Source organism: Arthrobacter alpinus, assembly GCF_001445575.1.
GTDB classification, from domain to species: domain Bacteria; phylum Actinomycetota; class Actinomycetes; order Actinomycetales; family Micrococcaceae; genus Specibacter; species Specibacter alpinus_C.
In genome coordinates this window covers 3,871,933-3,884,844 of sequence record NZ_CP013200.1, presented here as the reverse complement: position 1 = coordinate 3,884,844, position 12,912 = coordinate 3,871,933, and the positions used below count along the sequence as shown (strand labels likewise).

Sequence of the window (12,912 nt, the reverse complement as noted above, 5' to 3'; positions counted from 1 at the left end):
CTAGGCAGATTCCAGCACGCGGACTATAGCCTGAGCGGTGACGCGGCTGAAGCCGTGGGCATGGACGGTGGCAAACCCCGTGGGGGACGCCGGCGCCAGGCCCGCGTTGATACACACTGCCTGCGGGGCGGTAGTGAAGGCTAATTCCAAAGTTTCCAGCTGTTGTGCCGAAGCCAAGGAATCGATCAGCACTAAAACAGTGCTGCTGCCAGCCGGTGACGCCTGCGACTGCATGAGTGCCACCTCTACTTCGGCGCCGGAGAGCTCGGCAGCGTCGAGGATAGTGACGCCGTAGCTGCCAAGCGCCGTTGCCAAGAAGTTCTCGGTGGGGCCTGCTGCCATATTGTGCCCGGTACGGGCATCCACCAAGGTGACGGACCCGGCCCCGGTGAGCGCAGGCTTTGCCCCTGGCGAATCGAAGCGGCAGGCCCGGGCAGCCACGGAGACCCAATCGACGTCGTCGTCCACTCCTTCGGTAATGTCACCGGAGGACCACTGCGCCAAGGCCTGCACGCGGGCGGCGGCGCGGCGCAACACCTCAAGGGGCAGGCGGCCGGAGGTGGCTGCGGCGAAGAGGGCGTCGTATACCTCGGTGTAGCAGGACTCGTCATCGCGGCCCGTGGTGTAGGCGTTCAGGGGGTTGCCCACGCAGAGCAGATCGTTGCCGGCCAGCAGCGCCAGCACGCCGCCCTCGCCGGGGCCAACCGTTGCGCGCACGGCAGCCATGTCCAGCGCGTCGGTGATGAGCACGCCGTCATATCCCATGTCTCGCAGCAGCGCGCTCGCAGCCGGGTTCAGGGTGGCGGGGGCCTCACCCAGCTCGGGGATGATGATGTGCGCGCTCATCATGGAGGCCACCCCGGCGTCCACGGCGGCCTGGAACGGCGGGAGGTGGAACTCGCTCATCTGGGCCATGGTCAGCTCCACGCGGGCGGTGTCCATGTGTGAATCGGCCACCGTATCGCCGTGCCCGGGGAAGTGCTTGGCGCAGGCGGCCACCCGCAGGCTCTGGATGCCGGTGACGGCCGCCGCGGTGTGCGCGCTCACCAGTGCGGTGTCCGTGCCAAAGGCGCGCACGCCAATCACGGGGTTCAGCGGATTGGTGTTGACATCGGCCACCGGGGCGATGGTCAGATTGATGCCGGCATCGCGGCACAGCCGGCCAATGGCGCGGCCAGCGGCCTGGGTGGTGGCCAGCTCATTCAGGGCACCGAGGGCTGCGGCGCCGGGAATGCTGGAGCCGTCTCGGGACTGCAACCGGGTGACGTTGCCGCCCTCTTCGTCGACGCCGATCACGGCGTGGGGGTTGGCGGCGCGGATAGCTGCCGAGAGTGAGGACACCTGCTCCGGCGCGTCCGGGTCAATGTTGTGGCTGAAATACACGACGCCGGCCAGCCCGTTTTCGAGGGCCGTTTCCAGCCACTGTGGCACAGTAGTGCCAACAAATCCGGGGAGGATGACCGAGTTGATGAGGCGGGGGAGATCTGCTGATTGCTCTGCTGGGTTCGCTGTTAGATTCTCTGTTAGATTCGCGGCGGTTTCGGTGCGAAGTTCGTTCTCAAATGCGGGGGAGCTGCCATTAACTGGCAATGGCGCGTGGTGTAGATCACGGGATGTCATAAGGGAGATCATACCGGCGCCGACGTGGCATAAACTTTATAGCGTCGCCACCTTCGATCCCCCTCTGGAGTATTTCTGTGACCAGCGTTCCCGTTAACCGCGTTCCCCTTCGCCGAGCATTGATCTCGGTCTACGACAAGACCGGTCTGGAGGAGTTGGCTGCTGGCTTGCACGCCGCAGGAGTTGCCATCGTTTCCACCGGTTCCACGGCAGCCAAGATTGCTGCAGCCGGCATCCCTGTGACCGAAGTATCCGAGGTAACTGGCTTCCAGGAGTGCCTCGACGGCCGCGTGAAGACACTGCACCCGCTGATCCACGCAGGCATCCTGGCCGACCGCCGCTTGCCCGACCACGTGCACCAGCTCGAAGAGATGCACATTGAGCCCTTCGATCTGGTTGTTGTGAACCTGTACCCGTTCGTTGACACTGTTAACTCCGGTGCCGGTCAGGACGCTGTGGTTGAGCAGATCGACATTGGCGGTCCCTCCATGGTCCGGGCCGCAGCCAAGAACCACCCCTCCGTTGCCGTGGTTGTTGACCCGGCCAAGTACGGCTCCGTCATTGCCGCAGCGGCGGAAGGCGGCTTCACGCTCGGCGCCCGCCAGCGTCTGGCCGCAGCAGCCTTCGCTCACACGGCCGCCTACGACAACGCCGTGGCAGCCTGGACCTCAGCCCAGTTCCTCGACGAGGACGGCGACGGCATCATCGACTGGCCCGCCTACGCCGGCTACTCGCTGGAACGCTCCGAGGTGCTCCGTTACGGGGAAAACCCCCACCAGCAGGCAGCGCTGTACGTGGACAAGGGTGCGCCGTCGGGCATTGCTCAGGCAGACCAAATCCACGGAAAGGCCATGAGCTACAACAACTTTGTTGACGCCGATGCCGCTCTGCGCGCAGCGTTCGACTTCGATGAGCCGGCCGTGGCCGTCATCAAGCACGCCAACCCGTGCGGCGTGGCCGTGGCGTCCCCGGACGCCACCGACGCCATCGCAGATGCGCATGCCAAGGCCCACGCCTGCGACCCGCTCTCCGCATTTGGCGGCGTCATCGCCGCTAACCGCACCGTTACCGCTGGCATGGCCCGCACGGTTGCCGGCATCTTCACTGAAGTGGTCATCGCACCGGACTTCGAGCCCGAAGCCGTGGAGATCCTCTCCAAGAAGAAGAACATCCGCCTGCTCGCCCTGCCCGAGGGCTACGGCCGCTACCCGGCAGAAGTCCGCCAGGTCTCCGGTGGCATGCTGGTGCAGATGTCGGACAAGGTCGACGCTGATGGCGACGACACCGCCAACTGGACCCTTGCCGCAGGTGCCGCAGCCGATGAGGCAACCCTCGCGGACCTGAAGTTCGCTTGGACTGCCGTCCGTGCCGCCAAGTCCAACGCCATTCTGCTTGCCAACAACGGCGCCGCAGTGGGCATCGGCATGGGCCAGGTCAACCGCGTGGATTCCTGCAAGCTGGCCGTCGAGCGCGCCAACACGCTCGGTGTCACCGTTGAATCAGATGTCGACGCAGCCGGTGGCGCCTCAGGCACCTCAGGTGTTTCGGTGCAGCGCTCCATCGGCGCCGTTGCTTCCTCGGACGCGTTCTTCCCGTTCGCCGACGGCCTGCAGATCCTGCTAGACGCCGGTGTTCGCGCCGTGGTCCAGCCGGGCGGTTCCGTGCGCGATGAGGAAGTAATCGCCGCGGCCAACGAAGCCGGCATCACCATGTACTTCACCGGTGCGCGCCACTTCTTCCACTAGTCTCCACCCCCAACGCGGCATCACTTAACGGCCATTAAAACCGGACGCCGCATCACTTAACGGCCATTAAACGCAAACGCTCCCTCTTCATTTGAGTTCATGAGAGGGAGCGTTTGGCTTAAGGGGCCGCAATATGGTGCGGCGTTTGAATTAAACGGCCGTAAAGTGATGCGGCGTCACTGGTTTTACCGTCGTCCTTTTGGACCGTCTTTGAGGACGCGCGCCTCAGTCTGGGATTCTCCCGGGGTTGCAGTGCCATACTCGAGGAAGTTGCACTAGTTTCTATTCTTTTGGGGTGAGCAACATGACAGATTCTTTAGCGATGACTGCTGTGATCGGCACTTTCGTGCTGATTGTGGTGGCTCTTGTGGTCTTGCTGATCGTGGGCCGTTTCCGTTCCGCAAAGCCTGACGCGCTGCCACCGGAATATGTACCGTACCCAGGGGGCCAAGCAATTCCGCCCACAGGATCGCGCTAGGGCCTCCCATGGGCGGCTGGTTGGATAGCATGCTGTTTTCCGGCACATTTTTCGCCGTCTTCTTTGCAGTTGTGGCGATTCTCGTGGTTGCTGGCATCGTGACCACCATTGTGATGCTGATCCGGGGGAAGAACCGCCGCTACGTCATGATGAGAGTCGATGATGACGGCACCATGCATCCGGTCGCCACGAATGGAGCCGGTTGGGTTGGCGAGCCGGGAATGCATGCGAGCGACGCGGCCCATCAGCAGGCCCTGAACCAGCAAAACATCATTCAACAGGGTCTCAACAACCCCTGAGGTGCGGCTCACCCGCGCGGCCCTCCCATATACGCTCGATCACTTTTGGGAGGTTAAACCCGAGACGCTCGATCACTAGGTGATCGAGCGTTTCGTAAAAATGCCCCGTATCTGATGAAGCGTTTGGCAAAAATGCCCCGTATCTGATGAAGCGTTTGGCAAAAACGCCCGGTATCTGATGAAGGGTTGCTGGGGGAGGGTTACTGGCCGGCGGCGTTGCGGGCGCCCAGCTCGGCATCCAGGCGCAGAAGACCATTGCCGTCGGCGCCGATCAGCTTCACGCGGCCAATAATTTCACCTACGGACGCTTCTTCTTCCAGCTGTTCCTCGACGAACCAGTTCAACATCGGGATCGAATCAATGTCGCCCTCCGCCGTGGCCAGACGGTAGAGATTGCGAATGGACTCTGAGACCTTTTGCTCGTGCGCCAAGGAAGCCTCGAATGCTTCCAGCACAGAGTTAATGGTGACATCCGGGGCCGTGATGGTGCCAATCTTGGGAGCGGCGTTCCTGTCCGTCATGTGGCTGGTGAACTTCTGTGCGTGTACCAGTTCCTCGGCCGACTGGGCCAAGAACCAGCCGGAAATTCCGGGCAGATCCTGAACTTCCATTTCAATGGCCAGCTGGCGGTAGACCACCGAAGCCTGTATTTCTAGTGTGATTTGCTCGTTGATGGCGTCTGCGAGTTTTCCTTTGAGTTCCATGGCTTCTACGCTATTGCGAAACCCGTTTCCCTGCACCCTAAGAGAGGCTAAGTTCACTTAGGGCAGCGTCACCTAAATGCGTCGATAGCGGCCAAACCAGCTCTCTCGGGTAAGTTAGAAGGGAAAGAAAGATCACCAGATTCTTAAGTAATCCACTGAATTTTCGCAGGAGAGGCTTCACCCATGGCCAAAATTATTTATACCCTGACAGACGAAGCGCCCATGTTGGCCACGTACTCACTTCTGCCGATCGTTGAGGCCTTCGCCTCCACCGCCGGCGTGGACGTAGAACCCCGCGACATCTCCTTGTCCGGGCGCATCATTTCCGTCTTTGGCGAATACCTCACCGAAGACCAGCGCGTCAGTGACGCCCTGGCCGAATTGGGTGCCCTGGCCAAGAGCCCGGATGCCAACATCGTCAAGCTGCCGAACATCAGCGCCTCCATCCCGCAGCTGAAGGCCGCCATCGCCGAACTTCAGGGCCAGGGCTTCGCACTTCCGGATTACCCGGACGATCCCTCCACCGATGAAGAAAAAGACGTTCGCGCCCGCTACGACAAGATCAAGGGCAGTGCCGTCAACCCGGTTCTGCGCGAAGGTAACTCTGACCGCCGCGCACCGCTTTCGGTCAAGAACTACGCCAAGGCCAACCCGCACAGCATGGGTGCCTGGTCTGCAGATTCCAAGACGAACGTCGCTACGATGAGCGAGGGCGACTTCTTCCACAATGAGAAGTCCGTAGTCATCGACGCCGATGACAAGATCAAGATTCAGTTTGTTGCCGCCGACGGCACCACCACCGTGTTGAAGGACTCCTTCCCGGTTTTGGCCAACGAAATTGTTGACGGCACCGTCATGCGCGCCGCTGCGCTGGATGAGTTCCTGTCTGCACAGGTGGCCCGCGCGAAGGAAGAGGGCATCTTGCTCTCGGCACACCTGAAGGCCACCATGATGAAGGTTTCTGACCCCATCATCTTCGGCCACGTAGTCAAGGCCTACTTCCCGGAACTGTTCGCCAACTACGGCGAAGCGCTGGCAGCTGCCGGCCTGAGCCCGGCTAACGGCCTGGCTTCTATCATCAACGGCTTGGGTGCACTGCCCGAAGACGTGCGTGCCGGTGTTGAAGCCGCCATCAAGAGCGGTTACGAGAACGGCCCGGCCCTGGCCATGGTCGACTCCGACAAGGGCATCACCAACCTCCACGTCCCCTCCGACGTGATTGTTGACGCCTCCATGCCCGCCATGATCCGCACCTCCGGTCACATGTGGGGCGCGGACGGTCAGGAGCATGACACCCTGGCAGTGCTGCCCGACAGCAGCTACGCCGGTGTCTACCAGGCCACCATCGATGACTGCCGAGCACACGGAGCCTTGGATCCGACCACCATGGGCACCGTTCCCAACGTGGGCCTCATGGCTCAGGCAGCCGAAGAATACGGCAGCCACGACAAGACGTTCGAGCTCAGCGAAGCCGGAACCGTGCAGATCGTCAACGCTGGCGGCACCGTGTTGATCCAGCACGACGTCGAGGCTGGCGACGTATGGCGCGCCTGCCAAGTCAAGGACATCCCGGTCCAGGACTGGGTCAAGCTGGCCGTCACCCGCGCACGCGCATCCGCCACCCCGGCCGTGTTCTGGCTCGATGAGACCCGCGCACATGACGCCAACCTCATCGTTAAGGTCAACGAGTACCTCAAGGACCACGACACCGATGGCCTGGACATCCAGATCATGGCGCCGGAGCAGGCCACTACCTTCACCCTGGAGCGTATCCGTCGCGGCGAAGACACCATCTCCGTCACCGGTAACGTGCTCCGCGATTACCTGACTGACCTGTTCCCGATCTTGGAACTGGGTACCAGCGCCAAGATGCTCTCCATCGTTCCGCTGATTGCAGGCGGTGGCCTCTTCGAGACCGGCGCTGGTGGATCTGCTCCCAAGCACGTGCAGCAGCTCTTGAAGGAAAACCACCTGCGCTGGGATTCACTCGGTGAATTCTTGGCACTGGCCGTCAGCTTCGAGCACCTCGCAGTGACCGAAGGCAACGCCCGCGCACAGATCCTGGCCGATACCCTGGACCGCGCCACCGGCACGTTCTTGCTGCAGGACAAGTCCCCGAAGCGCAAGGTTGGCGAACTTGACAACCGCGGCAGCCACTTCCACCTGGCCAAGTTCTGGGCCCAGGAACTGGCCGCTCAGAGCGTTGATGCCGAGCTGGCAGCAGCGTTCACCACAGTGGCAGCAGCGTTGACCGACAACGAGGACGCGATCATCGCCGAACTCGCCGAGGTTCAGGGCTCTCCTGTTGATCTGGGTGGCTACTACCGCCCCGACGCCACCAAGGTCGCAGCCATCATGCGCCCGTCTGCCCTGCTGAACAAGACCATTGCCGCACTGACCGCATAGTCTTCACAGCACGCCACAAGAAGCCCGCCTCCCATCGTGGAGGCGGGCTTTTTGATGTCCGAAATCTCCGCTGCCCTGTCCCGAGTGTGAGCTCATATGAGGGAGTGCAGATTAAAGGTGAGGGAGAGAATCTTGCGCACGACACGCCGTCGTACTTTGAGCTGCGCAAAATTAACGTGATTGGTCGCTATCTGTTACCAGATCTTTACGCGGAACATGTGTCCTGAGTCACTTACTCAAGAGTAGGGTCGAGATCATGTGAAGCCAAGGGCGCCCGGGTCGAGAACGACCTGCGGGTCTTGGTGATTACTCTGGAAGGCTAATTCATGAACCGCAAGAAAGTTATGAACTCGCTGGCGATGGCTGCTGCCGTCACTTTGTTGGTGACCTCGTGTGCCAACCAAGCGGCAACCCCGGGGTCAACGAGTGCCGCAGCAGGCGGCGGACTCAATCTAAATGTTCCGGTGCTGACCTCCATTGAAACACCCAAAGATGCGGTTCTCCCGGCTGGCGATGGCAAGGCCACGTGCCCCGCGACCACAACGCTGGCGTACATCGGTGCAGAAACCGGCGCAAACGCTCAGCTGGGTATCAATATTTTCAACGGCATTCAGCTGGCCATCAACCAGCATAATGAGGCCAATGCAGGGTGCCAGGTAGCCTTTAAGAAGTTTGATACTGAAGGCGATCCCAACAAGGCCACCGGCCCCGTCACCCAGGCCACGAAGGAAGCGAACATCATTGGCGTTGTAGGTTTGCCGTTCTCTGGCGAATCCAAGGCCACCGGTAACATCTTCGAGCAGGTCAAGATGGTTCACATCACCCCGGCCGCTACCAACCCGGGCCTCACCACCAATGGCTGGAGCACGTTCTTCCGCGGCCTCGGCAATGACGCCGTTCAGGGCCCGGCAGCTGCCAAGTTCATGACCGGCACGCTCGGCGCCAAGAAGGTCTACCTGGTTCAGGATGATTCCGATTACGGCATCGGCTTGGGCGGCACCACGACCACGGGTCTGGGCGATGCCCTGATTGGCAGCGACAAGGTGACAACCGGCCAGAAGGACTTCTCGGCCACCATTTCCAAGATCATCAACTCCAAGGCTGATGCTGTTTTCTACTCGGGCTACTTCGCTGAAGGCGCACCGTTCAACCAGCAGTTGGTTGCCAAGGGCTTCAAGGGCGCATTTGTTGGCCCCGATGGTGTCAAGGATGATCAGTTCATCAAGCAGGCAGGTGACGCATCCAACAACGCGTTCTTCACCTGCCCTTGCATCCCCGGTGAATTGATCCCCACGTTCGCAACCGCGTACAAGAGCCTGACCAATGCAGAGCCCGGTACTTACTCCATTGAAGGTTATGACGCCGCAACGGTTCTGTTGGCTGGTATCGACAAGGGCAACCAAGACCGTGCAAAGCTGTTGGACTGGGTCAAGAACTATGACGCATCCGGATTGAGCAAGCACTACAAGTGGGATGCCACTGGTGAGCTGCAGGCTCCGGCCGTCTACGGTTACAAGGTCCAGGACGGCAAGATCGTACCGATCGGCGAGATCGGCAAGTAGAGGTAAGCGAAAAGCACGCAAGGAAACGAAAGGGATGCTGTGGAGCCACAGGCTCCTCAGCATCCTTTTAGTTGCAGAATCACCTAACCGCTCAATGAGCCGCTCTTGGCAAAGGATCTTTCCAAGACCGGCTGGAACTGGACCTACTTATGCTCCTGACAGTTCTTACGGCTGTTCCTGCGGACAGCGACTGGATTAATTTCGATGTTGCCGCCTTGGCTCAAAATTTCTGGAGCGCCACCTTCGACGGATTGACCTTCGGGGCAATCTACGCACTGGTGGCTCTCGGGTACACCCTGGTTTATGGCGTGCTGAACCTGATTAACTTTGCCCACTCTGAAGTGTTCATCATGGGCTGTTACGCGGTCTTCTTCACGCTGAGTTTTCTGGGGTTTGGCCCGTCCGCCCCTAATCTGAACTTCGGGCAGATTCTGGTCAACATTATTTTGGCGTTGATCGCGGCCATCGTCGCTTCGGCCCTCACCGCGTTCTTGGTTGAACGGCTGGCCTACCGGCCGCTACGGCGCCGCAACGCCCCGCGTCTGGTCTATTTGATCACCGCCATCGGTGCTTCCTTTGTCATTCAGTACTTGATTTTCCTATGGCGTGGTCCGCTGCCGGAGCCGGCACTGACCATGTTCATTCCAACACCGATCTTCGAAGTGTTTGGCACCATCATCGACTCACAGCAGATAGTCATTGTTGTTGCAGCCGTGATCATGATGGTCTTTGTGGACCAATTCATCCGCCGTTCTCGGACGGGGCGCGGCATTCGTGCCGTGGCCCAGGATCCGGACACGGCAACGTTGATGGGTGTGAACAAGGAAAAGATTATTGTCACCACCTTCATCATCGGCGGTATCCTCGCCGGCGCTGCAGCACTGTTCTACGTCATGAAGATCCCCTCGGGCGTTCAGTACAACGGCGGATTCATCCTCGGTATCAAAGCCTTCGCCGCAGCAGTTCTGGGCGGTATCGGCAACGTCCGTGGCGCCTTGCTCGGTGGGTTGCTGTTGGGCCTGATTGGAAACTACGGACAGATCCTGCTGGGTAGCTCGCAGTGGACGGACGTTGTGGCCTTCGTGATCCTCGTTCTGGTTCTACTGGTTCGCCCGCAAGGCATCTTGGGCACCTCGCTGGGAAGGAGCAAGGCATGAGCACAACAGACGGGCCAACACCCCTGCCCGGGGCTAAGGCAAGACAAACGGCTGTCAATCGTCAGGCCAAAGCGAAGATTCCCGGCGGCAGCGCCGATGCGACACAAAAGCACGGGGCCTTCGGTCGCTGGAGCGAAAAATGGCAGGCCATGCCCCGCCAGAAACAATGGCTGTACCTCATTGTCGTGGTATTGATTGCGTACGCATTACCCGTGATCAATCCGCCGATTCTGTCCACCGAGCCCGGCAACGATTTCCCGCTGGCCCTGTTCTCCATGGCCGTCTATGCCCTGGTCGCTGTGGGTCTGAACATTGTTATTGGTTACGCTGGTTTGCTTGACTTGGGTTACATTGCCTTCTTCGCCGTGGGCTCCTACACGGCGGCCATGCTGACCAGTCCGGATTCGCCTTTCGTGAAGATTCCGTACTTGTGGACTATCCCGCTGGCAGTTGTTGTGGCCATGTGTGTGGGTGTTATTTTGGGCATTCCAACTCTTCGCCTGCGGGGCGACTACTTGGCCATTGTGACGCTCGGCTTTGGTGAGATCATCCGTATTTTGGCCACGCTGATCCCGGCTATGAAAGGCCAGGTCGGCTTCCAAAACGTGGGCCGTCCCCCTGGTGAGGGCGCCGATGGCGTACCCATCTTCGCCAATTCAAACGGCACACCCTGGTATTGGTTGACATTGACCATCTTGATCATCGTCTTGCTCCTGGCCGGCAACTTGGAGCGCAGCCGCGTGGGCCGTTCCTGGATTGCCATCCGTGAAGATGAGGACGCCGCCGAGACCATGGGTGTTCCCACCTTCAAATACAAGGTCTGGGCCTTTGCGCTCGGAGCCGGTGTTGGGGGCATGTCCGGTGCCCTGTTCGCCGGTCAGGTTGGCTTTGTGAATAACCAGAAGTTCGACGTCGTCACCTCCATCCTGTTCGTCGCCGCCGTGGTTCTTGGCGGGGTAGGCAACAAGGTGGGTGCCGTCTTTGGTGGCGCGCTGGTGGCCTATATTCCGTTGCGCTTCACAGCCATTGCCGAGTACAAGTACTTGATCTTTGGCTTGGCACTTGTGCTCATCATGATCTACCGGTCAAAGGGCTTGATCCCGGCGCGACAGCGGTTGCTGGCGTATGGGCAACAGGCTTATCAACGAGTGCGCGATACTACTAACGTGAAGTCAGCCGCTGTCACTGAAAAGGAGGTCTAGCCTTGGGTGCACACAGTGAAGACGTACCCGTTCCTGCGGACGTATTAGTTCCTGCGGACGAATCGGGGAAGCCTGCCATTGAGATGGTGGAAGCCTTGGAGGTTGAAGAAGCCGTTGCAGAAGCGGCGGCACCGGAACGGGATATTCGCGTTGCCGTGGGTGACGACCTTGTGGAGGTGAAGAACCTGACCATCAAGTTTGGTGGTTTGGTGGCCTTGGACAATGTCAGCTTCACCATCAAACGCGGCGAGATCTTGGGGCTCATTGGTCCCAACGGCGCTGGGAAGACAACCTGCTTCAACGCCATGACGGGCGTGTACAAACCAACCAGCGGGCAAGTCCTGCTGGAAGGTAGCGTGCTCAACGGCATGAAGCAGCACAAGATCACCCGAGCTGGCCTAGCCAGGACGTTCCAGAACATCCGCCTATTTGGTGAGATGACGGCCCTGGAAAACGTGGTGGTTGGTCTTGATGCCCGGCATAAAACGTCTGTAGTGGGCGCCTTGTTGCGGCTGCCCCGGCACATCCGGGAGGAAAAGTCGGCCATTGAGCGGGGCATGGCCTTGCTGGAATTCGTGGGCATCGAGCAAGACGCTGGCTCGTTGGCTCGCAATCTTTCCTATGGCAGCCAGCGCAGGCTGGAAATTGCCCGGGCACTGGCTACCGATCCAAAGCTCTTGTGCCTGGATGAACCGGCGGCCGGCTTCAACCCGGCTGAAAAGGAAGAGCTCATGGCTCTCATTCGGACCATTCGGGATGACGGCTACACGGTGCTGTTGATTGAGCATGATATGAAACTTGTCATGGGTGTGACAGACCGAATAGTGGTCCTCGAGTTCGGCAAGAAAATTGCCGACGACGTGCCACACGTGATTAGGGAAGACCCCAAGGTCGTTTCCGCCTACCTAGGAGAGCCTGAAGATGACTTTGCTTGAGCTGGATGATGTTTCCGTCCACTATGGGCGGATTCAGGCCATTCACAACATGTCCTTCACCGTGAAGGAGGGCGAGATTGTTTCCCTGATCGGTGCCAACGGTGCAGGCAAAACCACCACCATGCGCACCATCTCCGGCTTGTTGAACCCCTCGCACGGTTCCATCAAGTTCATGGGGGAGGACATCACTAAGATGAAGGCCCACATCCGGGTGGTTCAGGGCATTTCCCAAGCTCCCGAGGGGCGCGGCATTTTCCCGGCCATGACGGTCCTGGAGAATCTGGACATGGGCACTTTTGGTCGCAAGGACAGGAACGGTGTGGGCGATGACCTAGAACGGGTCTTTACCTTGTTCCCGAGGCTGAAGGAACGTGAGAAGCAGTTTGGCGGCACCATGAGCGGCGGCGAGCAGCAGATGCTGGCCATCGGCCGCGCCTTGATGTCACGGCCCAAGCTATTGCTGCTGGATGAACCTTCCATGGGCCTAGCCCCGCAGTTTATCCGGCAGATTTTCAAGATCATCACCGAAATCAATAGCCAAGGAACCACTGTGCTGTTGGTGGAGCAGAACGCCAACCAGGCGCTGGCCCGGGCTCACCGGGCGTTTGTGCTGGAGACGGGCGAGATCACGCACAGCGGCACCGGCAAGGAGCTGCTGGCCAATCCGGCCATCAAGGAAGCGTACCTTGGCGTGGGCTAGGCGTTAGCTGCGCTAGATTCGTTTCTCTTGATGTACGACGACGGGGGCTCACCTTTTTCACAAAGGTGAGCCCCCGTTCGCTGCCTCCCACTGCTCGCCAGCTC

At 60.0% G+C, this 12,912-nt stretch carries 11 protein-coding genes; 9 read left to right on the top strand and 2 right to left on the bottom strand.

Translation table 11 applies throughout. The features are described 5' to 3' along the window. Entirely contained in the window at nucleotides 1-1,620 is a 1,620-nt protein-coding gene (locus AS189_RS17235) for a glycoside hydrolase family 3 protein (RefSeq protein ID WP_062291670.1), read from the bottom strand. Nucleotides 1,621-1,697: 77 nt separating this feature from the next. Between AS189_RS17235 and purH the strand changes: the two genes are divergently transcribed. The 3 genes from purH (at nucleotide 1,698) to AS189_RS17225 (ending at nucleotide 4,142) form a co-directional block, all read left to right on the top strand. Further along, nucleotides 1,698-3,365 carry a bifunctional phosphoribosylaminoimidazolecarboxamide formyltransferase/IMP cyclohydrolase gene (gene purH, locus AS189_RS17230; RefSeq protein ID WP_062291665.1) on the top strand — a complete coding sequence of 556 codons (1,668 nt, stop codon included), beginning with the start codon at nucleotides 1,698-1,700 and terminating at the stop codon, nucleotides 3,363-3,365. A gap of 304 nt (nucleotides 3,366-3,669) precedes the next feature. Next, nucleotides 3,670-3,843 (top strand): hypothetical protein, encoded by a 174-nt coding sequence (locus tag AS189_RS20305; protein ID WP_160320864.1) that lies wholly within the window; start codon nucleotides 3,670-3,672, stop codon nucleotides 3,841-3,843. Between the two features lie 8 nt (nucleotides 3,844-3,851). Beyond that, nucleotides 3,852-4,142 (top strand): hypothetical protein, encoded by a 291-nt coding sequence (locus AS189_RS17225; RefSeq protein ID WP_062291663.1) that lies wholly within the window; start codon nucleotides 3,852-3,854, stop codon nucleotides 4,140-4,142. 200 nt (nucleotides 4,143-4,342) lie between these two features. On the opposite strand, the gene AS189_RS17220 is transcribed toward AS189_RS17225, so the two are convergent. Then, entirely contained in the window at nucleotides 4,343-4,846 is a 504-nt protein-coding gene (locus tag AS189_RS17220; RefSeq protein ID WP_062291660.1) for a ferritin, read from the bottom strand. 183 nt (nucleotides 4,847-5,029) lie between these two features. Here AS189_RS17220 and AS189_RS17215 point away from each other — a divergent pair, with 183 nt between their 5' ends. The 6 genes from AS189_RS17215 to AS189_RS17190 all read left to right on the top strand — a co-directional run bounded on the left by AS189_RS17215 (nucleotide 5,030) and on the right by AS189_RS17190 (nucleotide 12,808). Beyond that, nucleotides 5,030-7,252 (top strand): NADP-dependent isocitrate dehydrogenase, encoded by a 2,223-nt coding sequence (locus AS189_RS17215; RefSeq protein WP_062291657.1) that lies wholly within the window; start codon nucleotides 5,030-5,032, stop codon nucleotides 7,250-7,252. Nucleotides 7,253-7,578: 326 nt separating this feature from the next. Beyond that, the gene (locus AS189_RS17210) at nucleotides 7,579-8,814 is read left to right on the top strand and encodes a branched-chain amino acid ABC transporter substrate-binding protein (protein WP_062291654.1); all 1,236 of its coding nucleotides are present in this window, start codon (nucleotides 7,579-7,581) and stop codon (nucleotides 8,812-8,814) included. A gap of 149 nt (nucleotides 8,815-8,963) precedes the next feature. After that, nucleotides 8,964-9,971, top strand: a complete 1,008-nt coding sequence (locus tag AS189_RS17205; protein WP_062291649.1) for a branched-chain amino acid ABC transporter permease — start codon at nucleotides 8,964-8,966, stop codon at nucleotides 9,969-9,971. Beyond that, nucleotides 9,968-11,173: a branched-chain amino acid ABC transporter permease gene (locus AS189_RS17200; RefSeq protein WP_062291646.1), complete on the top strand. Its 1,206-nt coding sequence runs from the start codon at nucleotides 9,968-9,970 to the stop codon at nucleotides 11,171-11,173. Before AS189_RS17205 ends, AS189_RS17200 begins: the two co-directional genes overlap by 4 nt. 83 nt (nucleotides 11,174-11,256) lie before the next feature. Further along, nucleotides 11,257-12,108 carry an ABC transporter ATP-binding protein gene (locus AS189_RS17195; protein WP_062293980.1) on the top strand — a complete coding sequence of 284 codons (852 nt, stop codon included), beginning with the start codon at nucleotides 11,257-11,259 and terminating at the stop codon, nucleotides 12,106-12,108. Continuing rightward, the gene (locus AS189_RS17190) at nucleotides 12,101-12,808 is read left to right on the top strand and encodes an ABC transporter ATP-binding protein (protein ID WP_424581607.1); all 708 of its coding nucleotides are present in this window, start codon (nucleotides 12,101-12,103) and stop codon (nucleotides 12,806-12,808) included. The genes AS189_RS17195 and AS189_RS17190 overlap by 8 nt, the downstream gene beginning before the upstream one ends. Nucleotides 12,809-12,912: the final 104 nt, after the last annotated feature.